We start from the raw sequence: 24,250 nt of genomic DNA, 5'->3' as shown, positions 1-24,250 counted from the left end.
GACGATGGGTGTTTTCAAGGCCGCTGCGATCCAGATGCGTTCGGGCGAGAGCCCCGAGCGCAACGCCGTCGATCTCGAACGGCTGGTGCGTGAAGCAGCCAGCCTGGGTGCCACCTACATCCAGACGCCGGAAATGACCGGGGCGCTGATCCGCGACAAGGAAGCTCGCGCCGCATCGTTCACGTCGGAAGACAAGGACATCGTCGTCGCGACCGCGCGCAGGCTGGCCAGGGAGCTCGGCATCTTCCTGCATATCGGCTCGACCGCCATTCTGCGCGCCGACGGCAAGCTCGCCAACCGGGCGCTGCTGTTCGGGCCGGATGGTGCTGCGCTCGCCGTCTACGACAAGATCCACATGTTCGACGTCGATCTCGACAATGGCGAGAGCTGGCGTGAGTCCGCCGCCTATGAACCGGGAACCGAGGCCGTCGTCACCGACATCGAGGGTGCAAAGCTCGGCTTCGCCGTTTGCTACGATCTGCGCTTTCCGCAACTCTTCCGCGCCGAGGCGTTGGCCGGCGCAGACCTGCTTTCCGTACCGGCTGCCTTCACCCGCCAGACGGGCGAGGCGCACTGGCACGTGCTGCTCAGGGCCCGCGCCATCGAGAACGGCGCCTATGTCGTCGCCGCCGCGCAAGGCGGCTTGCATGAAGACGGCCGCGAGACTTACGGCCATTCGCTGATCGTCGATCCGTGGGGCCGGATCATTGCGGAAGCCGCGCATGACGAACCGGCGGTGATCGTCGCCGAGATCGATCCGGCGCAGTCGCTTGCCGCGCGCAAGAAGATCCCCAATCTCAGGAATGCGCGGGATTTCGCCGTCAATGCCGGCTCGGGCGAGGCGCCGCGGCTCAGGGGTGCAGCCTCTTGATCCGTTTTGCCCTGATCTGCGAGCACGAGCACGAATTCGAAGGCTGGTTCCGCAGCAACGACGATTTCGATACCCAGAAGAAGCGCGGCTTCGTCGATTGCCCGAGCTGCGGTTCGCACAAGGTGCAGAAAGCACTGATGGCGCCGGCCGTCTCCACGGCGCGCAAGCAGGAAACCATAGCGCTGGCCATGGGCGAGGCGCAGAAGCAGGCTTTGGCGCAGCTCAAGGCGATGGCCGAGAAGGTGCGCGAGAATGCCGATTATGTCGGCGACAAGTTCGCCGAGGAAGCGCGAAAGATCCATTTCGGCGAGAGCGACCCGCGCGGCATCTATGGCGAGGCGACGCTGGACGAGGCCAAGAGCCTGGTCGAGGACGGCGTCGAGTTCATGCCGATCCCGGTGTTTCCGGACGACCGCAACTGAGTTCCGAGGGAGCTTTGCGCGACCCAGAAGCGATTGAGCCGCGACGCAGCATAAGAGCCGTCGTTGGCCGATTGGCCCGCTGGGGCGCCGTCAAGCTTAGCGGTACCCGAATGATCGACGGGTTGCTCATCATCAGCGACAAGGGAACCGACAAGATCGTCGAGGCGCTTCAGCTTATTCGTGATTTTGATCCAGTGCGCTACAGACGGCTGCTTGGTGACGTAAGACAGGTATTTGTCACAACCCTTCCTGCTTCCGTCGCGCAATGGGCAAACTCTTCCAAGGCATGCGAATTGGACGAGCGCCATATCATCAGCGAAGGGACGACGCCGGAATTGGTCGCTTCGATTATCGTCCATGAAGCCACCCACGCGCGGCTTATGCGATGTGGTATCGGCTACGAAGAGGCGCTGCGGGATCGCGTGGAGCAGGTCTGTCTGCGTCGAGAAATAGCCTTTGCGGCCAGATTGCCGACCGGAAAGGGCCGGAGCCAGCAAGCCGAAGCGACACTCGAGGCCATGCCGGACTTTTCCGACAAGGCGATGAGTGAGCGCTATCTCAGCGGTTTGCGGGATGCTCTGCTCTACCTCAACATGCCGACCCGGCTTGTCGACCTCACCGTATCATACCGCCGCTGGAAACACCGGCGCCGGTTCTCGCGGCAGCCTACGAACTGACCCGGCTTAGCTCACGCTCCCGATCAATTTCTCAAGCAGCCGAGAGAGCGTCTCCCGTTCGGCCGGTGTCAGGCCGGAAAGAATCTCATGCTCGTTGGCAACATGGGCGGCAATAGCCTCATCGATCAACGCGAGACCCTTTTCGGTCAGCCGCACGACAATGCCGCGCCGATCGTTGGGGTGCGGCCCGCGCAAGATCAATCCGGACGTTTCGAGCCGGTCGAGCCGGTTGGTCATGGCGCCTGACGTCACCATCGTCGCTTCATAGAGGGCGGTCGGCGTCAGGGCGTAGGGTGATCCAGAGCGGCGCAGCGTTGCCAGCACGTCGAATTCCCCGGACTGCAATCCATAACGGGCAAACAACGGCGCCAGGCGCTCGCGGGCGATCAGCGAGGCGGCCTCGTTCAGCCGCCCGAGCACACCCATCGGCGAGACGTCCAGATCGGGTCGTTCCCGCTTCCATTGCTCGATCGCCCGTGCTGCCCTGTCCAACTGTCTCACCATCATTTATCTTGACGTTAAGAATCTTTCCGTTATCTTACTGCAAGATGCAATGCCGGCCAAGAGCCGCGCTACAGGATTCGGTCAATGAAGCTTCTCTGGGATTCGGCGCTCGGCCTGCTGGTCGTCACCGGCGGCCTGCTCGGCCTGACGCTGCCGTTCGGCAAGCTCGCCACGGCTGCCGGCGTGCCGGCCATGGTCTGGGCCTTCGTCATCTCGCTCGGCGCCGGCGGGGTCTTGCTGTGCATGCTCTTGGCTCGCGGCAAGCGGGTCCGGCTCACCGCGCACAAATTGCGCTATTTCTTCGTCACCGCCGCGGTGTCCTATGCTGTCCCCAATCTCCTGATGTTCTCGGCCATCCCGCATCTGGGCGCCGGCTACACCGGCATCATGTTCACGCTGTCGCCGGTCATCACGCTGGTGTTCTCGATCCTGCTGCGTGTCCGGCGCCCCAACATGCTGGGCATTGCCGGCATCGCCGTCGGCTTCGTCGGCGCCGTCATGGTCGCGGTGACGCGCGGCGAGGCCGGCCAGCCGGCCGATTTGTTCTGGGTGGCGATGGGGTTGCTCATCCCGGTCAGCCTTGCCGCCGGCAACATCTATCGCACGGTCGACTGGCCGGACGGTACCGGCCCGATCGAGCTTGCCGTCGGCAGCCATCTGGCGTCGGCGGCGATGCTGCTTGCCGGCATTCTCCTCCTGTTCGGCGGCGAAGCTTTCGTCCCACTCGGCGGCGTGCCGCTGGTCGTCGTCGCGCAGGTTGCGTCGGCATCGGCGATGTTCGCGTTCTTCTTCCGGCTGCAGGCGGTCGGCGGTCCGGTCTATCTCAGCCAGATCGGTTATGTGGCGGCGGCCGTCGGCCTGTTTGCCGGAACCCTCTTCCTCGGCGAGCACTATCAACTGCTGACCTGGGCAGGCGCGCTCATCATCACTGCCGGCGTGTTCATCACCACCAGGGCACAAAGCCAGAAGGCGTGAGCGGTCGCAGGGGATCCGAACTGCCTTCGCGCCTGGAGCCGATCTCACCTGAATTTGTATCCAGATCTGCTTTATCTTCTTGTTTGAGCGTGGTCTTTTCCGAGGACCTTTCCCTTTTTGGAATCGTGCTCTGGAGCAAGCCATGACCGAACCGAAGACATCCGAGGGGACTGCCGTCGATGTAGCTGATTTTCGCGCCGCGATGCGGCTGATCGTCGGCAATGTCAGCGTCATCACCGCCGGCACCGGCGAGGATCGCTCCGGTCTGGTGGTCATTTCGGTCGTCTCGCTGTCGGCCGAGCCGCCCAAGGTGATCGCCTGTGTCAACCGGTCATCGTCGACCTGGCCGGTGATCGAACGCTACCGGCATTTCGGCGTCAACTCGCTTGGCCCCCAGCATCAGCGCGTGGCCGAGCGGTTCTCCGGCTTCGGCGGCATCAAGGGCAAGGACCGCTATGAGGGCGCCGAATGGGTGACGCTCAAGACCGGAGCTTTGCTGCTTTCGGATGCGGTGGCCGCATTCGACTGCAGCCTCGATGAAATGATCGATCGCGGAACGCATTCCATCGTCATCGGTTCGGTCGAGGCCGTGCGCACGTCCGATGCCGGCCAGGCGCTGATCTACTGGCGCGGCGGCTACAGGCCGCTGAATTCTGAATAAGGTCAGACCGAGCCTTTTTCCGCCAGGACCATGTAGTTGACGTCCATGTCCTTCGACCGCGCCCAGCGGTCGGCCAGCGGATTGTAGGTGACGCCGGTGCGGTCGATGATGGTCAGGCCGGCGCCGCCAAGCGCCTTTTCGAGTTCTTCCGGGCGCACCAGCTTGCCGAACTGGTGGGTGCCGCGCGGCAGCCAGCGCAGCACATATTCGGCGCCGATGATGGCTAAGCCCAGCGCCTTCAGCGTGCGGTTGATGGTGGCCACGAACATGATGCCGCCGGGCCGCACCATCTCGCCGCATTTGGCGACGAAGAGGTCTATGTCGGCGACATGCTCGACCACTTCCATGTTGAGGATGACGTCGAATTTCTCGCCGGCGTCGGCAAGGTCCTCGGCCGTCGTGGCGCGATAGTCGACGCTGACATTGCCTTCGGCGGCGTGCAGCTTGGCCACTTCGATGTTGGTTTCGGAGGCATCCGCGCCCACAACCTCGGCGCCAAGCCGCGCCATCGGCTCGCACAAAAGTCCGCCGCCGCAACCGATGTCGAGGATGCGCAGTCCCTCGAAAGGCCTTGCAGCGCGTGGGTCACGGCCGAAGCGCGTCGCTATCTGGTCGCGGATATAGGCCAGCCGGACCGGATTGAATTTGTGCAGGGGACGGAACTTGCCGTTCGGGTTCCACCATTCGGCGGCAAGGGCGGAAAAGCGTTCCACTTCTCCGGCATCGATCGTCGATCGTCGGGGCTCTGGCATAGTTGGTCTCCTCGACACTACAGCGCCGCGCGTCCTCTTGGACGCGCAAAGGACGCTGTAGCACTTTAGATTCTGCGCATGATCCTTTCCGAAATCGACTTCGATTTCGGGGTCATGCGCTAGGAAGTCGGGCGTGAGGCCGCGAATGTCAAGGCAACAATTTTCCTCTGCCGGCAGGGAGTTGGATTCTGTCAGGGCATGTCAGCTGGAGTGCGCCGCGGTGAAACACAATTGGCCTGGCGGGCGAAGGAACACATCATCGTTTTGAACTCGAAGGAGGTGACGATGACAGCAATGACGGCTTCGATCCTCTGGCATCGGCTGGACGTGGAGGGGCATGATGCCTGTCTGCTTGCGCAGACCGATGGCGGGCACAGCCTCAAGGGACAAGCCATCTTCATCCAGGACGGCAAGCCGTGCTGCCTCGCCTACGAGGTGGATTGCGATGCCGGCTGGCACACACGGGCGGCGCTTGTCGAAGGCTTTCTCGGCACGCGCCAGCTGCACTATGCGATCGAACGCGATTTCAACGGCCAGTGGACGCTGAACGGCGAAGTCCAGCAGGGTGTCGACGGTCTTGTCGACGTCGATCTTGGCTTCACACCGGCATCGAACCTGCTGGCGATCCGCCGGTATGGCCTCGGGATCGGCGAAGCGTCGCCTGCCCCGGCTGCCTACCTGACTTTCCCTGAACTGAGCCTGGTGCGCCTCGATCAGACCTATCGGCGTCTCGACACGGTTCGCTATGCCTATGCCGCGCCGGTGTTCGGCTATGACGAGACCCTCAATGTCTCGCCGCACGGCTTCGTTGCGACTATCCCGGCCTGTGGAGAAGCGCGGCTGCGTCAGGCTGAAGCGATTGTGATCAGTCCGCTGCGACTTGCGTCGTGCCGAGCACGTCACGCAGTTTCGCCGCCAGTTGCTCAATGGTGAAGGGCTTGGCGAGGAAATGCACGTCGTGGTCGAGCACGCCGTTGTGGACCACGGCGTTCCTGGTGAAGCCGGTGGTGAAGATCACCTTCAGCAGCGGCATGCGGGCAACGGCCTCTTCCGCCAGCTTGCGGCCGTTCATGACGGGCATGACGATGTCGGTGAACAGCAGAGCGACCTTCGGGTTCTCCGCCAGTTTCTGCAACGCTTCCTCGCCACTCGCGGCATCAATGACGGTGTATCCGAGTTCGCGTATGGCCTCGACGGTGGAGACCCGCACGCGGGCATCATCCTCGACGACAAGGATCGTTTCGGCGACCGGTGCGGCGGGGTTGTCGCCGCGCCCGGTGGGCACGGCCGGCTCTTCGGCGCCGAAATACCGCGGCAAGTAGATCTTGATTGTCGTGCCTTCGCCGGGCTCGGAATAGATGTTGACGTGGCCGCCCGACTGTTTGACGAAGCCGAACACCTGGCTCAATCCAAGGCCGGTGCCCTTGTTGACCGGCTTGGTGGTGAAGAAGGGTTCGAAGGCCTTGGCCATGACATCGGGGGTCATGCCCGAACCGGTATCGCTGACGGCGATCATCACATACTGGCCGGCCGCGACTTCGGCATGGGCGGCGGCGTAGCTGTCGTCGAGATGGCTGTTGGCGGTCTCGATGGTCAGCTTGCCGTCATCGCCCATGGCGTCGCGGGCGTTGACAGCCAGGTTGAGAACGGCGTTCTCGATCTGGCTCGGGTCGGCATGGGTTTTCCACAAGCCTCCCGCCAGCACCGTTTCGATGCGTATGGTTTCGCCGAGTGCCCGCCGGATCAGGTCGGACATCCCGGTCAGCAGGCGGTTGGCGTCGACGATCTGCGGCGCCAGCGGCTGCTGACGCGAGAAGGCGAGCAGCCGGGCCGTCAGATTGGCGGCACGGGTCGCGGCATCGATCGCCGCGTCGATGAATTGTGCGATGTCGTGCTCGCCGCGCGCCAGCTTGCGCTGGGCGAGGTTCATGGCGCTGATGATCACCGCCAGCATGTTGTTGAAGTCGTGGGCGATGCCGCCTGTAAGCTGGCCGACCGCCTCCATCTTGTGCATCTGGCGGATCTGGGATTCTGCCTTTTCACGTGTCTCGATCTCACTGCCGAGCGCGACGTTCTTGCGCACCAACTCCTCCTGGGCGACGACCACCTCAAGGAAGCGGCGGCGCGATTCCCTGATCGCGTAGCCGGCAAGCAGGAAGATCGCCAGCAGTGCCGCCACCGAACCGATGCGTAGCCAGGTCTCGACCTGGTCGGTATGCGCGTCGCGCGCGGCGACGGCTGCGGCGCTGATGCGTCGGACCGTATCCATGCTGGTTCGGATTTCGTCCATGACTGCCTTGCCCTGGCCGCTGCGAATCAGATCCAGCGCTTTCGTCGCATTGCCCTGGTCGTACAGGGCAATCGTCTCGGCCAGTTCAGCCTGCTTTTGCGAAAGCGCGTCCTTGATGTGGTTGATCGGCTGGACGAACTGGTCGTCGGGGGCGGTCAAGCTGTCGATACGGGCAAGTTGCCCCGGAATGGCGCCGACAGCGCTCCGATAGGGTTCGAGATAGGATTTCTCGCCGGTCAGCAGGTAGCCACGCTGGCCGTTCTCGGCTTCCTGTGCCAGAGAAAGCAGACCCGAAAGCAATTGCTGATATTCGATTGCCTCGCGCGCGGCGGCGCGGTTGGCCCGCTGTTCCTCGACCAGCATGGCACGGCTGCCGACAATAAGCGCCAGCACCGCAAAGCCTGCGACAAGCGGGAGCGATTGCCATCGCATGGCACGTCGAAACCGAGCAATCATCATCTGCTATGCCGAACCAAAAGAATTCCCCGCAGGCAGCATTTCGTAGGCGGCGCCGGGGCGGAAGGCAATATGCCGGCTTCTGGAGCCGGCAATTGGCCGCCAGCCTTGCGAAACCTTCGTCATTTGGCTAAGGAGGCCGCGCATTCAGCGGCCGGCGTCAGCCGGCCTTCCGCTTTTCGGGATTCCGGCTTTTGGCTGGGATCCGGCTTCAGGCAAAGGCATTTCGCTCCCATGGCGCGCATCGTGATGAAATTCGGCGGAACCTCCGTCGCCGACATCGCCCGCATCCGCAACGTGGCGCGTCACGTCAAACGCGAGGTCGACGCCGGCCATGAGGTGGCGGTGGTCGTTTCGGCGATGGCCGGGAAGACCAACGAACTGGTCGGCTGGACGCGTGAGGCCTCGCCGATGCATGACGCACGCGAATATGATGCGGTCGTCGCTTCCGGCGAGCAGGTCACGGCCGGCCTGCTGGCCATCACTTTGCAGAACATGGGCGTGCACGCCCGCTCCTGGCAGGGCTGGCAGATCCCGATCAAGACCGATAATGCGCATGGGGCGGCGCGCATCCTCGACATTGACGGTGCGTTCCTGATCAAGCGCTTCGGCGAGGGCCAGGTGGCGGTGATTGCCGGGTTCCAGGGCATCGGCCCGGACAATCGTATTGCCACGCTCGGCCGCGGCGGCTCCGACACCAGTGCTGTCGCCATCGCTGCGGCGGTCAAAGCCGATCGCTGTGACATCTACACCGATGTCGACGGGGTCTACACCACCGATCCACGCATCGAGCCCAAGGCGCGGCGGCTGGCCAAGATCTCGTTCGAGGAAATGCTTGAAATGGCCTCGCTCGGCGCCAAGGTTCTGCAGGTGCGTTCGGTCGAGCTTGCCATGGTGCACAGGGTGCGTACCTTCGTGCGGTCGTCCTTCGACGATCCCGACGCGCCCGGAATGGGGGATTTGTTCAATCCGCCCGGAACGCTCATTTGCGACGAGGAAGAGATCGTGGAACAGCAGGTCGTCACCGGAATTGCCTACGCCAAGGACGAAGCGCAGATTTCACTGCGCCGGGTCGGCGACCGGCCGGGCGTTGCCGCCGGCATCTTCGGGCCGCTGGCCGAGGCCAACATCAATGTCGACATGATCGTCCAGAACATTTCCGAGGACGGCAAGTTCACCGACATGACCTTTACCGTGCCGTCGGGCGATGTCGACAAGGCGCTGGCCGTGCTTGAACGCCTCAAGGCCTCTATCGGCTACGATGTCGTGCAGTCGGAAGCCGGCATGTCGAAGGTTTCGGTCATCGGCATCGGCATGAGGAGCCATGCCGGCGTCGCCGCCACCGCTTTCAAGGCGCTGGCCGACAAATCGATCAACATCCGCGCCATCACGACCTCGGAGATCAAGATTTCGATCCTGATCGACGGCCCCTATACGGAACTTGCGGTTCGTACTTTGCATTCCGTCTACGGTCTGGATAAGCAGTAGCGAGAACGATTTGAGTTGTTGCGTGTGCGCCGGTCGCGGTGGAAACTGCGGCGGGCAGAATGCCCATTGGAGAACAAGCCGCGATGCGTGATCAGGCCAGTGGCCCGCGCGTTTTGCTCAAACGGCTCCGCGAGCTCATGCAGGAGCCGCTGGAGCCGCAGGAGCGGCTTGACCGGATTGTGCGCGACATCGCCTCAAACATGGTCGCGGAAGTCTGCTCGCTCTATGTGCTGCGTGCCGATTCGGTGCTCGAACTCTACGCCACCGAAGGTCTGAACCCGAACGCCGTCCATTTGGCGCAGTTGCGGCTGGGCCAAGGCCTGGTCGGCACGATCGCCGCCAGCGCGCGGCCGCTCAACCTGTCCAATGCGCAGGAACACCCTGCCTTCGCCTACCTGCCGGAGACCGGGGAAGAGATCTACAACTCGTTCCTGGGCGTGCCGGTGCTGCGGGCAGGGCGCACGCTGGGCGTGCTGGTGGTGCAGAACAAGACCATGCGCCACTACCGCGACGACGAGGTCGAGGCGCTGGAAACCACGGCGATGGTGATCGCCGAGATGATCGCCACCGGCGATCTGGTGCGGCTGACCCGGCCCGGCCTCGAACTCGATCTGCGCCGTCCTGTCAGCTTCACCGGCCTGTCCTTCAATGAAGGTGTCGGGCTTGGCCATGTCGTGCTGCACGAGCCGCGCATCGTCGTCACCAATCTGTTCAACGAGGACAGCGAGGAAGAGGTTCGCCGGTTGGAGACCTCACTCAGCTCGCTCAGGCTGTCCATCGACGACATGCTGGAACGCCGCGACGTCGCCTTCGAGGGCGAGCATCGCCAGGTGCTGGAAGCCTATCGCATGTTCGCCAACGATCGCGGCTGGGTGCGACGGCTGGAAGAGGCGATCCGCAACGGCCTGACGGCGGAAGCCGCGGTGGAAAAGGTGCAGAGCGACATGCGCGCCCGCATGCTGCACATGACCGATCCCTATCTGCGCGAGCGGATGAGCGATTTCGACGACCTCGCCAACCGCCTGCTACGCCAGCTGATGGGGCGCGGGCCGGAAGATGTCGCGGCATCGCTGCCTAAGGACGCCATCATCGTCGCCCGTTCGATGGGGGCTGCCGAACTGCTCGATTATCCCCGCGACAAGATGCGCGGGCTGGTGCTCGAGGACGGTGCAGCGACCAGCCACGTCGTCATCGTCGCGCGTGCCATGGGCATCCCCGTCGCCGGCCAGATGAAGGGCGCTGTTTCCATGGCGGAAAACGGCGATGCCATCATCGTCGACGGCGAGGAGGGCGTGATCCATTTGCGGCCGCAGCCAGATCTCGAGGCCGCTTATGCCGAAAAAGTGCGTTTCAGGGCGCGCCGGCAAGAGGTCTACCGCGAACTGCGCAAGAAGCCGTCGACGACCAGGGATGGTGTACAGGTCGATTTGCTGATGAATGCCGGTCTCGCCGTCGACCTGCCGCAGCTTGCCGAAGCGGGCGCGGCCGGCATCGGTCTGTTCCGCACCGAATTGCAATTCATGGTCGCTTCCACCTTTCCCCGGGCCGAGGCCCAGGAAAAGCTCTACCGCGACGTGCTCGAAGCGGCGCGCGGCAAGCCCGTCACCTTCCGCACCATCGACATTGGCGGCGACAAGGTGCTGCCCTATTTCAAGGGCGCGATCCAGGAAGAGAACCCGGCGCTTGGCTGGCGGGCGATCCGCCTGACGCTCGACCGGCCGGGCCTGCTACGCACCCAGATACGCGCTTTGCTCAAGGCCAGCGGCGGGCGTGAGCTGAAGCTGATGCTGCCGATGGTGACCGAACTCGGCGAGATCGCCCAGGCACGCGAGATCATCGACCGCGAGGTGCGGCATTTGTCGCGCTTTGCCCATCATTTGCCGACCAGCCTGAAGCTGGGGGCGATGCTTGAAGTGCCATCGCTGCTGTTCCAACTCGATGAATTGATGAAAGCGGTCGATTTCGTCTCGGTCGGTTCGAACGATTTGTTCCAGTTCGTCATGGCCGTCGACCGCGGCAACACGCAACTGGCCAACCGCTTCGACACGCTGTCGGCACCCTTCTTGCGCGTCCTCAAGCAGATCGCCGATGCCGGCGTCCGCAATCACACGCCGGTGACGCTGTGCGGCGAACTCGCCGGCAAGCCGATCTCGGCGATGGCGTTGATCGGCCTTGGTTTCCGCTCGATCTCGATGTCGCCGGCCTCGATCGGGCCGGTCAAGGCGATGCTGACGGAACTGCCGCTGGACGAATTGAAGGCGTTTTTCGACGACAATCTGATGGCTCCGGCACAGGGCCTGCCGATGCGGGCGCTGCTGCAGGCCTTTGCCGACGACCGTTCGATCCCGTTATAGCAGCCTCATCATGGTCAATTTGCCCCGCGATCGTATGGATCAAGTCGTCAAGCGTTTCGAGATGCTCGAAGCGCAGATGTCGGCCGGCCCGGCGCCGGACGCCTATGTGCGGATGGCGTCCGAATATGCCGAAATCCAGGACATGGTGGCCAAGGTCAGGGCGCTGCGCGCGGCCGAGCATGAACAGGCCGACCTCGAAGCCATGCTTGCCGACAGGGGCACCGACGCCGAGATGCGGGCGCTGGCCGAGGCCGAGCTGCCAGGGGTCGAAGACCGCATCGAGGCGCTGCAGAAGGACATTCAGATCCTGCTGTTGCCCAGGGATGCCGCCGACGACAAGAACGCCATTCTCGAAATCCGCGCCGGCACCGGCGGCGATGAGGCCGCGCTTTTCGCCGGCGACCTGTTTCGCATGTACGAACGCTACGCCGCCGAACGCGGCTGGCGTTTCGAGACCGCCTCGGCCAGCGATGGCGACGCCGGCGGCTACAAGGAAATCATCGCCACGGTGTCGGGCAAGGGCGTCTTTGCGCATCTGAAATTCGAATCCGGCGTGCACCGCGTACAGCGCGTGCCGGCGACCGAGGCCAGCGGGCGCATCCACACGTCGGCGGCAACCGTCGCGGTGCTGCCCGAAGCCGAAGAGGTCGACATCGACATCAGGGCCGAAGATATCCGCATCGACACGATGCGCGCCTCGGGTTCGGGCGGCCAGCACGTCAACACCACCGATTCGGCGGTCCGCATCACCCATCTGCCGACCGGCATCATGGTCGTGCAGGCTGAGAAATCGCAGCACCAGAACCGCGCCAAGGCGATGCAGATCCTGCGCGCCCGCCTCTATGATCTCGAACGCGGCAAGGCTGACGAGGAGCGCTCCGAATCGCGCAAGTCACAGGTCGGCTCCGGTGACCGCTCGGAACGCATCCGCACCTATAATTTCCCGCAAGGGCGCGTCACCGACCATCGCATCAATTTGACGCTCTACAAGCTCGACCGGGTGATGATGGGCGAACTCGACGAGATCATCAACGCGCTGATCGCCGATCATCAGTCCAAGCTGCTCGCCGACATCGGCATCGATGACTGACCTGCCCAACGCGCTCGGGCCGCTGCTGCGGGAAGCGCGGGCTCGGCTCGGCAGCACCGTCGACGACCCGGCGCTCGATGCGAGGCTGATCGTCGAGCATTTTTCGGGCACGACGCGCACGCAAGCCATTGCGGACCCCGAACGCAGGGTCGGCGCCGGCGCTGTTGCCGAAATCGATGCCGCGTTGAGACGCCGCGCCGGCGGCGAACCTGTGCATCGCATCCTCGGCTATCGTGAATTCTACGGTTTGCGCCTGTCGCTGTCGCCGGAAACGCTGGAACCGCGGCCGGATACCGAAACGCTGGTCGAGGCGATATTGCCCTTCGTCAAGGCGGTTGCGACGCAGGAAGGCGAGTGTCGCATCCTCGATCTTGGCACCGGCACCGGCGCCATTGCGCTGGCGCTGCTCAGCGTCGTGCCGACGGCTAATGCCACCGGCGTCGATCTGTCCGCGGGTGCGCTGGCGACGGCGGCCCGCAATGCCGGGCAACTGGGCCTTGCGGGCCGGTTCACGGGGCTGCAGTCGGACTGGTTCGAAAAAGTTTCCGGCCGGTACCATGTAATTGTCGCAAACCCTCCCTATATATCTTCCGAAGACATTGGAAATCTGCAGGACGAAGTCCGCAATTTCGACCCGCGCCTAGCCCTGGATGGCGGCGCGGACGGTCTGAACCCCTACAGAACCATCGCTGCGGAAGCGGCAAGGTTTTTGGAAATTGAAGGCAGAATTGCGGTCGAGATCGGCCATACGCAACGCAACGAGGTCTGCGAGATATTCACTGCAGCCGGCTACGTGCCGGGCAGTGTTTTCCGTGACCTCGGTGGAAACGACAGGGTTATTGTCTTTGAAAGGATAAAGCCTTGACGCAGTGCAAAAAAGCGCTTGGCAATGCCGGGGAATGCGGCTAGGGTCGCCTTAACCGGATGAGACGAAGCAGGCAGTGCTCTTAGCGATTCGGTTTTCCTTGGAAATAGCTGCCTTCTTGCGCAAACGATGCCCAAGCTTCGTGCGGGAATCGTCCGGCAAGTGATGTAACCGGAACAGGATGACACGTGGCGCCAACGCAATCGATGCGGGCGAACGCCGGTGAAGAGACGAAACGGCTGGCTGCATGAGCGCCTCCGTTCGTGAAGAGTTTTTCGAAAATTTCAAAATGAAGAGAGTTTGATGAGGCCACAACAGCAGAACAGGCGCATGCGCGGTCGCAACAACAATGGCGGCGGCGGTGGTAACAATAACAACAATAACAACAACAACCGCAAGGGGCCTAATCCCCTGACGCGCAACTACGAGAGCAATGGCCCGGACGTGAAGATCCGGGGTTCGGCTCAGCAGATCGCCGAAAAATACGCCACCCTTGCCCGTGATTCACACAGCTCCGGCGACCGGGTCATGGCGGAGAACTATCTCCAGCACGCCGAGCATTACAATCGCATCATTGCGGCCGCACAGGCGCAGATGCCGATCCAGAACACGCAGCAGAATCGCGATGATTTCGACGATGATGGCGATGAGGACCGCGACGATTTCGACAATAGCGGCAACAACAGCAACGCTGCTTCCGACGTCCAGATCCCGGTGGTCAACCATGGCGCCGGCCCGCAGCCGGTTATCGAAGGTACGCCGGCCGAGGTCGCGCTGAACCGGGAAGGTGGCCGCGAGGCCCGCGATAACAATGGCGGGCGCAACAATGGCGGCCGCGACAACAATGGCGGGCGCCATCGTGATCGCCGCCCCAATGGCGGCTATGGCCAGAACGGCCAGCGCGACTTTTCATCGTCCGCCGAGCAAGGTGGTCAGCCCCAGGGCAACGAGATCCCGGTCCAGGGCGAAGCCGTTTCGCCGACCGAATCTGTGGCGCCGGCCGAACCGGCTCCGTCGTTCGAGAACCTTTCCCCGGCAGGTCTTGCCGCCCAGGCCGAACTCAACGAGGCGGCCGCCGAAAGCGGTGCTGCCCGTCGTCCGCGTCGTCCGCGCCGCCCGCGCGTCAACGCCGATCAGGTTGATGGCGGTAGTGACAATGCCAGTTCCGGGACCGACGCCGGCGAGGTGGCTGCGGCCCCGGCCGACAGCGGCAACGCCCAACCGGTCAATGTCGATATCGATAACTGACCCAACGGCATTTCAAGGCATTGAGCGGCGGAGAGAAATCTCCGCCGTTTTCGTTTGGGCGGCCGTGCAATATTATGTGGTTGCCGATATCGGGACGTCTTGAGGGTTCAGCGCCTGTGCACCATATCAGCCTCAACTGGACCCGGCTCGAATGAGCGGGTCCGTCACCGCAATCGGATCCGGTGCCGCAAAGCGGGCCGGTGATGGAAGGAGACAGATATGAACCTTGAGAAATACTCAGAGCGCGTGCGCGGCTTTATCCAGTCCGCGCAGACCATGGCGCTTTCCCGCAACCACCAGCAATTCACCCCTGAACATATCCTGAAAGTGCTCGTCGACGACGACGAGGGCTTGGCCGCGTCGCTGATCGAACGCGCCGGCGGCAACGTCCGCGACGTCAAGCTTGGCGTCGAGACGGCGCTCGAAGCGATGCCCAAGGTCGAGGGCGGCAATGGCCAGCTCTATCTGGCCCAGCCGCTGGCGAAAGTGTTTTCGACCGCCGAGGAACTGGCCAAGAAAGCCGGCGACAGTTTTGTCACGGTCGAGCGGCTCTTGCAGGCGCTCGCCATGGAAAAGTCGGCCAAGACCGCCGACATACTGGCCAAGGCCGGCGTCACCGCGCAGGCGCTCAACCAGGTCATCAACGATGTCCGCAAGGGCCGCACCGCCGATTCGGCGAGTGCCGAACAGGGCTACGACGCGCTGAAGAAATACGCGCGCGACCTGACTGCGGATGCCCGTGCCGGCAAGCTGGACCCCGTGATCGGCCGTGACGACGAGATCCGCCGCACCATCCAGGTGCTGTCGCGCCGCACCAAGAACAATCCGGTGCTGATCGGCGAACCCGGCGTCGGCAAGACGGCGATCGCCGAAGGCCTGGCACTGCGCATCGTCAATGGCGACGTACCGGAATCGCTGAAGGACAAGCAGCTGATGGCGCTCGACATGGGCGCGCTGATTGCCGGCGCCAAATATCGCGGCGAGTTCGAGGAGCGGCTGAAGGCCGTGCTCTCCGAAGTCACCTCGGCCAGCGGCAACATCATCCTGTTCATCGACGAGATGCACACGCTGGTCGGCGCCGGCAAGGCGGATGGCGCCATGGATGCGTCCAACCTGCTGAAGCCGGCGCTGGCGCGCGGCGAGCTGCACTGCGTCGGCGCCACCACGCTCGACGAGTATCGCAAGCATGTCGAGAAGGATGCAGCCCTTGCCCGGCGCTTCCAGCCGGTTTTCGTCGACGAGCCGACGGTGGAAGACACCGTTTCGATCCTGCGCGGCCTGAAGGAGAAATACGAGCAGCACCACAAGGTGCGCATTTCGGATTCAGCGCTGGTGGCGGCGGCGACGCTGTCCAACCGCTACATCGCCGATCGCTTCCTGCCGGACAAGGCGATCGACCTGGTCGACGAAGCCGCATCGCGGCTGCGCATGCAGGTCGATTCCAAGCCCGAGGCGCTGGACGAGATCGATCGCCGCATCATGCAGCTCAAGATCGAGCGCGAGGCGCTGAAGGTCGAGACGGACGATGCTTCGAAGGACCGGCTCGCCCGCCTGGAAAAGGAACTCGTCGGCCTTGAGGAGGAATCGACCGAGATCACCGCCAAGTGGCAGGCCGAGAAGCAGAAGCTCGGGCTCGCCGCCGACCTGAAGAAGCAGCTCGACGAGGCGCGCAACGACCTTGCCATTGCCCAGCGCAAGGGTGAATTCCAGCGCGCCGGCGAGCTTGCCTATGGCAAGATTCCGGAACTGGAAAAGAAGCTGAAGGAGGCCGAGGCCCAGGACGGCAAAGCCGGCATGGTCGAAGAGGTGGTTACCCCCGACCACGTCGCCCATATCGTCTCGCGCTGGACCGGCATTCCGGTCGACAAGATGCTGCAGGGCGAGCGCGACAAGCTGCTGCGCATGGAAGACGAGATCGGCAAGCGCGTCGTTGGCCAGGGCGAGGCGGTGCAAGCTGTGTCGAAAGCGGTGCGGCGCGCCCGCGCGGGCCTGCAGGATCCGAACCGGCCGATCGGCTCGTTCATGTTCCTCGGACCGACGGGGGTCGGCAAGACCGAGCTGACCAAGGCGCTGGCGAGCTTTCTGTTCGACGACGAGAGCGCCATGGTGCGCATCGATATGTCGGAGTTCATGGAAAAGCACTCGGTCGCCCGGCTGATCGGCGCGCCTCCCGGCTATGTCGGCTATGAGGAAGGCGGCGCGCTGACCGAAGCGGTGCGGCGCAGGCCCTATCAGGTCGTGCTGTTCGACGAGATCGAGAAGGCGCATCCGGATGTGTTCAACGTGCTTTTGCAGGTGCTCGACGACGGCCGTCTGACCGACGGCCAGGGCCGCACGGTCGACTTCCGCAACACGCTGATCATCATGACGTCGAACCTCGGCGCCGAATATCTCGTCAACCTCACCGAGGACCAAGATGTCGATCTGGTGCGCGACGAGGTGATGAACGTCGTCAGGGCATCGTTCCGGCCGGAGTTCCTCAACCGCGTCGATGAGGTGATCCTGTTCCACCGGCTGCGCCGGCAGGATATGGGCCGCATCGTCGAGATCCAGCTCAAGCGGCTCGAGAGCCTGCTTGTCGACCGCAAGATCACGCTATCGCTGGACCAGGAGGCGGTGGATTGGCTGGCGGCCAAGGGCTACGACCCGGCCTATGGCGCGCGGCCGCTGAAGCGGGTGATGCAGAAGGAATTGCAGGACCCACTGGCGGAGAAGATCCTGCTCGGCGACATCCTCGACGGCTCGACCGTCAAGGTGACAGCCGGTTCCGACCGGCTGAATTTCCGCTCCAAACCGACGATCGTCGCGGCGGAAGCGGCAGCCTGATCCTGCGCCGCGCGTCCTTCCTGGACGCGCGGCGTTTTCATATAAAACGTGGGGCGGGGATGACACTGGACGACTACAACAGCTTCTGCGACTCGCTGCCTTCGACGACCCATGTCGTCCAGTGGGGTGGCGCCCATGTTTGGAAGGTGGGGGCCAAGGTCTTCGCGATCGGCGGCTGGGACGATGGCCAGCAGCTCTTCGTCACCTTCAAATGTTCCGATATCGCCTATGATGTGCTCAAGGAACAGCCGGGGCTACGGCCCGCACCGTATCTTGCTTCGCGCGGCATGACATGGATCCAGCGTCGGACAAGCCAGAGCATGGATGATGCCGCGCTGAAGGACTATCTGCGCGAGAGCCATCGCCTTGTCGCCCTGAAGCTTACCAGGCAGGCGCGCAAGGAATTGGGACTTGCCGAAAGCTAGCCTATATTCCTTGAGGCGCCGGAAAACCGCCATCTTCATGCCCGGTTCATGTTGGAACCATAGGATGGTGTAACTGGTTTGCTGGCGAAGGGGTTCGCCAGAAGACAATGCCGGCGGCGGCAAATTTACGGACCGGAGAATTTGGCCACCATGTTCCGCACGATCTTTGCCCTCTCGGCGCTAGCCGCCGGGCTTGTGTCTTCCGGGGCGTTCGCCGCGCCGACGACGGACAATGCGCCAAGGGTTGTCCGCGCTGCCGATACCGGGGGCATCCTTGTCGCCCAGGACGGTAATCTCGACATCTACTACGACGCCAGGGGCAACCGCGTGATCGTCGATGCCGATACCGGCAAGGTCATCGCCATCCAGCCGCCGCAGACCCGGCTCGACCGCCGCGCCTTGCGCCGCGAGACACGACTGCGCGAACTGGGCCGCGCCCCCGAAGGCGACGACCGCTACTATCTCGACGATCCGGAAGACATGGCGCGGTTCCGGCGCAAGCAGTTGGAAGAGGAAGGCCGCGTTATCCCGCCGCCGGTGGATGAGTACGATCCCTATGGGGACAATTCCGTCGAAGCCTACCCGCCGGCGCCGCAGGACGATGGCAATTACGACGACAATTATCCCGACGCGCCGCAGCCGGCTAAGCCGGGTACAATCAAGCGCCAGCCGCTGAACGAGGCCTCGATAGACCCTGCCCAGCCGGAGACACCCGCCGATCAGGCGGCTCTGCCGCCAAAGGCCGGCGACAAGACCACCGTTGCCCCGGCACTTTCGCTGGGAGCGCGCCAGGATGTCGCCGCCCTTCAGGTGCTGCTCGACCGGGGTGGCGCTTCGCCTGGCGTCATCGACGGGCGTTTCGGTTCGAATGTCGACAAGGCGCTCGCCGCCTACAACCAGATCACCGGCGCCAATCTGCGATCGACCGACGCGGTCGCCATCCAGGCGGCACTTGCGCAATCCGGCGGCGATGCCTTCGCCAACTACACGATCACAGCGGAGGACGCGGCCGGTCCCTATGTCGCGTCGATCCCGGAAGACTACAGCCAGAAGGCGCAACTCGACCGCATGGGTTATACGTCGGTGACCGAGGCGCTCGCGGAGCGCTTTCACATGGACGAGAATTATCTCAAGGCGCTCAACCCGGAGGTCGATTTCAATCGTCCCGGCACGATCATCAAGGTCGCCAATTTCGGCAGGCTGGTTTCGACACCGGTGGCGCGTATCGTCGCCGACAAGGACAAGAAAGAGGTTTTCGCCTATGACGCCGGCGGCAAACTGGTCGCCGCCTATCCCGCAACCATCGGCTCGTCGGATACGCCGTCACCGTCCGGCATACACACGGTGTCGCGCGTGGCGCTCGATCCGAACTACACCTACAATCCCAGCATCAATTTCAAGCAGGGTCAAAACGACAAGGTCCTGACCATTCCGCCGGGCCCGAACGGTCCCGTCGGTTCGGTCTGGATCGCCCTGGATAAGCCGACCTACGGCATCCACGGCACGCCCGATCCGTCGAAGATCGGCAAGACCGAGAGCCATGGCTGCGTACGCCTGACCAACTGGGATGCGCGGGAGCTGGCCAAATTGGTTTCGCCGGGCGTGACGGTGGAGTTTGTCGGCGGGCCCTCAGCCGATAACCTTGCGCAGCAGTGAACCGCGAAGCGCGGCGGCATAGACCAACTGCACGACCAGGATGAAGCCGACGCCGAGCAAGGGACTGACAAGCGAGAGTGCGGCGCCGACCGCCCACAGGATCTGTGCCTTGATGATGCGCAGATAGACCGTGCGTTTGGTTTCCGCATCGACATCCTCTGCTACGAAGCCGCTTTTCTCCGCATAACGCCAGCTCGCGAACAGCGTGACGCCGAGCGCCAGCAGATTGAGCCAGTAGACCAGCACCGCGGTTCTGAACTCGAGGAAGTCGGCCAGAAGATCGGTCGAGAAGGGCAGCAAGGCGATGAAGGCGAGAAAGCAAAGGTTCAGCGTGGCAAGCCGTCGATCGGATTTGGCGATCAGACCATGCTGCGCCTGCTGGCCAAACCAGAAGATGGTCAGCGTCAGGAAGCTCAAGGCGTAGGTCAGGAAACGCGGCGCCAGGTCGGCGATCGCGGCGAGCAGCTCGCGTTCGGAATGGATCGCCTCGTGCGCCGGCACCCTGATTTCGAGAACGATCAGGGTGAGCGCGATGGCGAATACGCCATCGGTGATCCCGACGATACGGCCGCGTCCCTCAGCCGATGCTTCAAGTGGCCGCTTCATCGATGTTTCCCCATCGGCACCTTCCGGAAACTTAGCATGGTTGCCGCCATTTGCATCTGACAGGGTGCGACCCTGGCCAAACGGCTGGTTTCAGCGACAGCAAGCCACTGGCTGGTTGTTGCCGGTGCGCTGGGGGTTTAAGCAAGGTTTCATGCATTCACCAAGTGAAGCCGCCGCCGTCCCGCTGACCAATCCGGTCACGAATGGAACGTTTTGTCCGCAGTCGCGGCGACGATTTGTGCTGGTCGCGGCAATTCTGGCCTCGGCGCTTGGCTTCATAGACGGCTCCATCCTGGCCATCGCTACACCAGCGATCCGCGTCAATCTCGGCGCAAGCCTTGCCGAGGCGCAGTGGATTTCCAATGCCTATGCATTGACGCTGTCGGCGCTGATCCTGGCCGGGGGCGGTGCCGGCGACCGATTCGGTCTGCGCCGCGCCTTCGTGGCCGGCATTGCGCTGTTCATCCTCGCTTCGCTTGCCTGTGCGCTGGCGCCGAATGCAATTGTGCTGATCGCATTTCGCGCGTTGCAGGGCATCGGTGCGGCAATCATGGTGCCTGGCAGCCTCGCCATCATCGCCAAGGCCTACCCGAAGAAAGAACGCGGCCGCGCGATCGGCATCTGGGCGGCGGCTTCGGCGCTGACCACGGCACTTGGCCCGGTGTTCGGCGGCTTCGTGCTGTCGGCCTTCGGTGACGGCATCTGGCGGGCGATCTTCGCCATCAACCTGCCGCTGGGCTTGATTTCGATCTGGCTTCTGCTGGCCAAGGTTCCGGCCGATGCGCCGACGGAGAAACGCAGCCTGGATCTCGGCGGTGCAGCGCTCGCGACATTGGCTTTCGGTGCGCTTGCCTATGGGCTGACCTCGATGAGCGCCAGCGGCGAGGGCCTCATGGCAGGGCCGAGCATTGCCGCCGGCGTCGTATTGCTGGCTGTCTTCATCGTCTTCGAGCTTCGGCAGGGCGAGCCGATGATCGACCTCAGCCTGTTTCGCGTCGGTGCTTTCGCCGGCGCCAATGTGGCGACGTTCTTCCTCTATTTTGCGCTGTCGGCCAACCTTTTCTATCTGCCAATGCTGCTGATCGCCGGCTGGGGGCTGAGCACGGCCGAGGTCGGCTTCATCTTCCTGCCCTTGTCGGCATCGATCGCGCTTTTGTCGGGACCTGTCGGCAAGCTGTCGGACCGGATCGGACCGCGTTTTCCGATCGCCTGCGGCAGCCTGGTCGTGGCTTTTGCGTTTGCCGGGCTGGCCTTGCTCACCTACGCCGGCATCCACAATTTCTGGACGGGAACATTCCCGCTGATGGGGCTGATGGGGCTCGGCATGGCTCTGGTCGTGTCGCCCTTGTCGACCGCGATCATGACGGCGGTGGAGGACAAGGACACGGGGGCGGCCTCCGGCATCAACAATGCCGTCTCACGCATCGGCGGTCTGATCGCGGTGGCGGCGATGGGCTCGCTTGCCGCGTGGGTCTACGCGAATGCACTGGACGCGAGCGCAACGTCCGGCATCCCGGGATTTGGTGAACCGGCGCCAGCCGGGCTTGCCCCGGCCATCGATGCGACAAGGCTCGCCGCCAGCGACGCCGCGTTTGCCGCGGTTTCTTCGGTGACCGCGCTGCTTTGCCTGCTTGCGGCTGTCATCGCATGGACGACCATTCCCGGTGACCGATTGCCATGGCCGCGACGGGCCGAAGATACGCCAGGCTGAAGCCGATCAACCGTCGATCTTGGCGCTCGCAACCTTCAGCGAATCGCTGTCTTCCTGCTTCAACAGTTCGTCGATGCGTTCGCGTTCGCGCTTGAAGGCGACGAGGTCATCGCCCTTCAGCACCTTGCCGACCGGCAGGCGGACACGCATCGGATCGACCTTGGTGCCGTTGACGATCAGCTCGTAGTGAAGATGCGGGCCGGTGGCGAGGCCGGTTTGGCCGAGGAAGCCGATGGTCTGGCCCTGGCGGACGTGCACGCCCGGTTCGATGCCTTTGGCAAAGGCGCTCTGGTGATTGTATGAGGTTTCGTAGCCATTGGCGTGGCGGATGATGATCTGCTTGCCGTAACCGCCGGCCCAGCCGACCTTCTCGACCGTGCCGTTGCCGGCGGCGATGATCGGCGTGCCGATGGGGGCTGCCCAGTCGACGCCGGTGTGCATGCGGACATAGCCGAGGATCGGATGCCTGCGGGCGCCGAACCCGGAGCGGAATTTCCCGGCGGGCAGGGGATTGCGCAACAGGAACTGCTCGGCGCTCGAACCGTCCTCATCGAAATAGTCGGTACCGCCGTCCTGCATCTGGAAGCGGTAGAAGTTGCGGGTCTGGCCGCCGAACGTCGCCGAGACGTAGAGAAGCTCGGAGCTGTCCGAGGTCTGATCGTCGCCGTCGGGCTGCGAGAACAGGACTTCGATGCGGTCGGCGGGGCTGAGGCGAGACTGGAAGTCGACATCGGACGCCAGCAGCTTGATCAACCGCTGCGTCATCGCCTTGGACATGCCGTAGGAGTAGGCGGCGCGGTAGATGCCGTCATAGACGTTGGGTAGGTTGCCGCGCACCACCACCGGCGCCGACGAATCATCGAAGGCCGTCAGCAATTCGGGGTTCGGATCCGGTTCCTGCGCCGGCACATACTGGCCGCGATCGTTGAGCGCGATGGTGACGATGTGCTGGGTCCGGTCGTAGACGCTGGTGCGCACGACCTTAGCGGCATCGCCGTGAACCTCGAGGCCGACGCGTAGCACGGTTCCAGCCTTGAGCGCCGTCGCATTGAGCAACTTGGCTATGGCTTCGGCCATTCCGGTGGCGTCTTCCCCTGTGTAGCCCGAATCAGCAAAAGCCTCGGTGACGTCGAGATCCTTGGTGAAGGGGATGATTTCCTCGGCGAAAGCCGGCGCCTGGTCGTCAACGGTGGCTCGCGGCGCCACCGAGACGTTTTCCGGCACGATCTTGACGTCGTAGGAGCCGGCCATGCTCTCGGCAAATGCTTCGCCGAATCGCTGCGGATCGACATAGTGGAGCGAAGCGACCTGCACGGCGCCGTCGCTGAGGTCGGTGCCGGCCTCGCGCACCACTTTTTCCACCTCGTCGGCGGAGAGGTCGCTCTTTTCGTCGAAGGAAGCCGTGTCGATCGGAAAATCGACGGTCTTCAGGCTCATCTCGCTTTCGACCTTGGCGCCGTAGATCTGGCCGGAAGCGGCCGAAGCCGTCACCGGCTGGGCATTGTCGTCGCCGTCGTCGCCGAACACTTGCATCGGGTCGAAGGGGGGGTAGGCGCGGCTGGTGGTGTGGCCGGCGGCAAGGGCCATCTTGATCTGCACGAAAGGCATGGTGTGGATGACGTCGCGGTCGCCAACCTTGGTGACCATCGACACTTCCATGCGGCGGCGGTCCTTGGCCTTTGCGATCTGACGCGGCGCCACCAGCCTGGTCGTCTTGGCGACTTCGCCGGAATCTCCGTTGCCGGCAAGGCTGATCAACTCGGCGATCTCGGGTGGGGTGGCCAGCTGCTGGCGGCCGTCAAGAGCGGCGAACAGCGCCACGCCCATCAACACGCTCGAGGTCACGCCAGTGAGAAATGTTCCCGACAGCCAGCGTGCAGAAACCTCGCGCCGGTCGGGCGGGCCGCTGCGGCCATCCGCGATCAGCGGCGGCTCATTGCCGAGTTCGGCTATGACATCTTCCGTGTCTGGCATCCAGAAAGGCTGCTTCTTCCCCGGGCGGAACGGCTTGTCGCTTTTGTTGTGGCCGTGACATTTGCCTGTCATGGCAGGTGAAGTCAACGAAGCGCCAGGCTCCGACCGAATTGCCCCCAGGCACTTCTCCTATAGAGCACTCTACCAGGCGGGGCGGTGTACCTTCTCCGCAAGGCCCATCGCACACTCCTATATAGGAGGGCTCCTAAGAGAGGCGCTGCTCGATCGGCGGCGCCCACATTCGATGGCTTTGGTGTCGAACGGCAATGCGGCGGCAATAGGGCTCCTTCCTGGCCGTGCCACGCATGTTGCCAGCGTTCCCCTGGGGCAGTTGGCTATCGACAGATCGGGTCCGAAATTTCTGTCGCAAAAAGTTCAAAAACATTCTCGATGTGTGTT

General features: G+C 63.4%; 21 protein-coding genes (1 of these 21 running past the window's edge). 16 read left to right on the top strand and 5 right to left on the bottom strand.

Annotation, left to right across the window (positions count from 1 at the left end; genetic code table 11):
• Positions 1–4 precede the first annotated feature (4 nt).
• The 3 genes from EN955_RS03610 (at position 5) to EN955_RS03600 (ending at position 1,970) form a co-directional block, all read left to right on the top strand.
• Positions 5–871: a carbon-nitrogen hydrolase family protein gene (locus EN955_RS03610; protein WP_024503793.1), complete on the top strand. Its 867-nt coding sequence runs from the start codon at positions 5–7 to the stop codon at positions 869–871.
• On the top strand, positions 868–1,293 hold the full coding sequence (locus tag EN955_RS03605; RefSeq protein WP_013529451.1) for a DUF1178 family protein: 426 nt from the start codon (positions 868–870) through the stop codon (positions 1,291–1,293). The genes EN955_RS03610 and EN955_RS03605 overlap by 4 nt, the downstream gene beginning before the upstream one ends.
• A 110-nt stretch (positions 1,294–1,403) precedes the next feature.
• Positions 1,404–1,970: a hypothetical protein gene (locus tag EN955_RS03600; RefSeq protein WP_024503794.1), complete on the top strand. Its 567-nt coding sequence runs from the start codon at positions 1,404–1,406 to the stop codon at positions 1,968–1,970.
• 6 nt (positions 1,971–1,976) lie between these two features.
• Here the strand turns inward: EN955_RS03600 and EN955_RS03595 are convergent, their stop codons facing one another.
• Entirely contained in the window at positions 1,977–2,462 is a 486-nt protein-coding gene (locus tag EN955_RS03595) for a MarR family transcriptional regulator (RefSeq protein ID WP_013529453.1), read from the bottom strand.
• A gap of 96 nt (positions 2,463–2,558) precedes the next feature.
• Between EN955_RS03595 and EN955_RS03590 the strand changes: the two genes are divergently transcribed.
• Positions 2,559–3,449, top strand: coding sequence for a DMT family transporter (locus EN955_RS03590; RefSeq protein ID WP_013529454.1), 891 nt, complete (start codon positions 2,559–2,561; stop codon positions 3,447–3,449).
• Positions 3,450–3,591: 142 nt separating this feature from the next.
• Positions 3,592–4,110, top strand: coding sequence for a flavin reductase family protein (locus tag EN955_RS03585; RefSeq protein WP_013529455.1), 519 nt, complete (start codon positions 3,592–3,594; stop codon positions 4,108–4,110).
• Between the two features lie 2 nt (positions 4,111–4,112).
• On the opposite strand, the gene ubiG is transcribed toward EN955_RS03585, so the two are convergent.
• A complete protein-coding gene (gene ubiG / locus EN955_RS03580; protein WP_023811162.1) occupies positions 4,113–4,862 on the bottom strand; it encodes a bifunctional 2-polyprenyl-6-hydroxyphenol methylase/3-demethylubiquinol 3-O-methyltransferase UbiG in 750 nt (249 codons plus the stop codon).
• Between the two features lie 231 nt (positions 4,863–5,093).
• Between ubiG and EN955_RS03575 the strand changes: the two genes are divergently transcribed.
• Entirely contained in the window at positions 5,094–5,795 is a 702-nt protein-coding gene (locus EN955_RS03575; protein ID WP_245265339.1) for a putative glycolipid-binding domain-containing protein, read from the top strand.
• On the opposite strand, the gene EN955_RS03570 is transcribed toward EN955_RS03575, so the two are convergent.
• Positions 5,728–7,584, bottom strand: coding sequence for a CHASE3 domain-containing protein (locus tag EN955_RS03570; RefSeq protein ID WP_024503795.1), 1,857 nt, complete (start codon positions 7,582–7,584; stop codon positions 5,728–5,730). The genes EN955_RS03575 and EN955_RS03570 overlap by 68 nt on opposite strands.
• A gap of 258 nt (positions 7,585–7,842) precedes the next feature.
• Here EN955_RS03570 and EN955_RS03565 point away from each other — a divergent pair, with 258 nt between their 5' ends.
• The 8 genes from EN955_RS03565 (at position 7,843) to EN955_RS03530 (ending at position 19,560) form a co-directional block, all read left to right on the top strand.
• Positions 7,843–9,096, top strand: coding sequence for an aspartate kinase (locus EN955_RS03565; protein ID WP_024503796.1), 1,254 nt, complete (start codon positions 7,843–7,845; stop codon positions 9,094–9,096).
• 83 nt (positions 9,097–9,179) lie between these two features.
• Positions 9,180–11,450 (top strand): phosphoenolpyruvate--protein phosphotransferase, encoded by a 2,271-nt coding sequence (gene ptsP / locus EN955_RS03560; RefSeq protein WP_024503797.1) that lies wholly within the window; start codon positions 9,180–9,182, stop codon positions 11,448–11,450.
• Positions 11,451–11,460: 10 nt separating this feature from the next.
• Entirely contained in the window at positions 11,461–12,540 is a 1,080-nt protein-coding gene (prfA, locus tag EN955_RS03555; protein WP_013529461.1) for a peptide chain release factor 1, read from the top strand.
• Complete coding sequence (gene prmC, locus EN955_RS03550) at positions 12,533–13,405, top strand: peptide chain release factor N(5)-glutamine methyltransferase (RefSeq protein ID WP_024503798.1); 873 nt, start codon at positions 12,533–12,535, stop codon at positions 13,403–13,405. Before prfA ends, prmC begins: the two co-directional genes overlap by 8 nt.
• A gap of 303 nt (positions 13,406–13,708) precedes the next feature.
• Entirely contained in the window at positions 13,709–14,653 is a 945-nt protein-coding gene (locus tag EN955_RS03545) for a DUF4167 domain-containing protein (RefSeq protein ID WP_024503799.1), read from the top strand.
• 219 nt (positions 14,654–14,872) lie between these two features.
• Positions 14,873–17,479 carry an ATP-dependent chaperone ClpB gene (gene clpB, locus EN955_RS03540; RefSeq protein WP_013529464.1) on the top strand — a complete coding sequence of 869 codons (2,607 nt, stop codon included), beginning with the start codon at positions 14,873–14,875 and terminating at the stop codon, positions 17,477–17,479.
• 59 nt (positions 17,480–17,538) lie between these two features.
• Entirely contained in the window at positions 17,539–17,904 is a 366-nt protein-coding gene (locus EN955_RS03535; protein ID WP_013529465.1) for an MmcQ/YjbR family DNA-binding protein, read from the top strand.
• Between the two features lie 150 nt (positions 17,905–18,054).
• The gene (locus EN955_RS03530) at positions 18,055–19,560 is read left to right on the top strand and encodes a L,D-transpeptidase family protein (RefSeq protein WP_024503800.1); all 1,506 of its coding nucleotides are present in this window, start codon (positions 18,055–18,057) and stop codon (positions 19,558–19,560) included.
• On the opposite strand, the gene EN955_RS03525 is transcribed toward EN955_RS03530, so the two are convergent.
• Positions 19,534–20,166: a TMEM175 family protein gene (locus tag EN955_RS03525; protein ID WP_024503801.1), complete on the bottom strand. Its 633-nt coding sequence runs from the start codon at positions 20,164–20,166 to the stop codon at positions 19,534–19,536. The two genes, EN955_RS03530 and EN955_RS03525, sit on opposite strands and share 27 nt — an antisense overlap.
• Positions 20,167–20,317: 151 nt before the next feature.
• Between EN955_RS03525 and EN955_RS03520 the strand changes: the two genes are divergently transcribed.
• On the top strand, positions 20,318–21,877 hold the full coding sequence (locus EN955_RS03520) for an MFS transporter (protein WP_024503802.1): 1,560 nt from the start codon (positions 20,318–20,320) through the stop codon (positions 21,875–21,877).
• 6 nt (positions 21,878–21,883) lie between these two features.
• Here the strand turns inward: EN955_RS03520 and EN955_RS03515 are convergent, their stop codons facing one another.
• Positions 21,884–23,851 carry a M23 family metallopeptidase gene (locus tag EN955_RS03515; RefSeq protein ID WP_024503803.1) on the bottom strand — a complete coding sequence of 656 codons (1,968 nt, stop codon included), beginning with the start codon at positions 23,849–23,851 and terminating at the stop codon, positions 21,884–21,886.
• Between the two features lie 244 nt (positions 23,852–24,095).
• On the opposite strand from EN955_RS03515, the gene EN955_RS03510 reads away from it, so the two are divergent.
• Positions 24,096–24,250, top strand: partial view of a hypothetical protein gene (locus tag EN955_RS03510; protein WP_050580470.1) — the beginning only. It continues 190 nt past the right edge of the window; 155 of the gene's 345 nt are visible here — the first part of the coding sequence; it begins with the start codon at positions 24,096–24,098; its stop codon lies off the right edge, out of view.

This window comes from Mesorhizobium sp. M7A.F.Ca.CA.001.04.2.1 (assembly GCF_003998485.1).
Taxonomy (GTDB): domain Bacteria; phylum Pseudomonadota; class Alphaproteobacteria; order Rhizobiales; family Rhizobiaceae; genus Mesorhizobium; species Mesorhizobium ciceri.
Note: the sequence above shows the minus strand (reverse complement) of the source record. Positions and strands in the feature narration are given on the sequence as shown.

What these genes read in the sequence shown, in the direction of transcription:
- EN955_RS03610 (WP_024503793.1), top strand. Translation starts at nt 5, where the DNA reads ATGGGTGTTTTCAAGGCCGCTGCGATCCAGATGCGTTCGGGCGAGAGC.
- EN955_RS03600 (WP_024503794.1), top strand. Translation starts at nt 1,404, where the DNA reads ATGATCGACGGGTTGCTCATCATCAGCGACAAGGGAACCGACAAGATC.
- EN955_RS03590 (WP_013529454.1), top strand. Translation starts at nt 2,559, where the DNA reads ATGAAGCTTCTCTGGGATTCGGCGCTCGGCCTGCTGGTCGTCACCGGC.
- EN955_RS03585 (WP_013529455.1), top strand. Translation starts at nt 3,592, where the DNA reads ATGACCGAACCGAAGACATCCGAGGGGACTGCCGTCGATGTAGCTGAT.
- ubiG (WP_023811162.1), bottom strand. Translation starts at nt 4,862, where the DNA reads ATGCCAGAGCCCCGACGATCGACGATCGATGCCGGAGAAGTGGAACGC.
- EN955_RS03570 (WP_024503795.1), bottom strand. Translation starts at nt 7,584, where the DNA reads ATGCGATGGCAATCGCTCCCGCTTGTCGCAGGCTTTGCGGTGCTGGCG.
- EN955_RS03565 (WP_024503796.1), top strand. Translation starts at nt 7,843, where the DNA reads ATGGCGCGCATCGTGATGAAATTCGGCGGAACCTCCGTCGCCGACATC.
- ptsP (WP_024503797.1), top strand. Translation starts at nt 9,180, where the DNA reads ATGCGTGATCAGGCCAGTGGCCCGCGCGTTTTGCTCAAACGGCTCCGC.
- prfA (WP_013529461.1), top strand. Translation starts at nt 11,461, where the DNA reads ATGGTCAATTTGCCCCGCGATCGTATGGATCAAGTCGTCAAGCGTTTC.
- prmC (WP_024503798.1), top strand. Translation starts at nt 12,533, where the DNA reads ATGACTGACCTGCCCAACGCGCTCGGGCCGCTGCTGCGGGAAGCGCGG.
- EN955_RS03545 (WP_024503799.1), top strand. Translation starts at nt 13,709, where the DNA reads ATGAGGCCACAACAGCAGAACAGGCGCATGCGCGGTCGCAACAACAAT.
- clpB (WP_013529464.1), top strand. Translation starts at nt 14,873, where the DNA reads ATGAACCTTGAGAAATACTCAGAGCGCGTGCGCGGCTTTATCCAGTCC.
- EN955_RS03535 (WP_013529465.1), top strand. Translation starts at nt 17,539, where the DNA reads ATGACACTGGACGACTACAACAGCTTCTGCGACTCGCTGCCTTCGACG.
- EN955_RS03530 (WP_024503800.1), top strand. Translation starts at nt 18,055, where the DNA reads ATGTTCCGCACGATCTTTGCCCTCTCGGCGCTAGCCGCCGGGCTTGTG.
- EN955_RS03525 (WP_024503801.1), bottom strand. Translation starts at nt 20,166, where the DNA reads ATGAAGCGGCCACTTGAAGCATCGGCTGAGGGACGCGGCCGTATCGTC.
- EN955_RS03520 (WP_024503802.1), top strand. Translation starts at nt 20,318, where the DNA reads ATGCATTCACCAAGTGAAGCCGCCGCCGTCCCGCTGACCAATCCGGTC.
- EN955_RS03515 (WP_024503803.1), bottom strand. Translation starts at nt 23,851, where the DNA reads ATGCCAGACACGGAAGATGTCATAGCCGAACTCGGCAATGAGCCGCCG.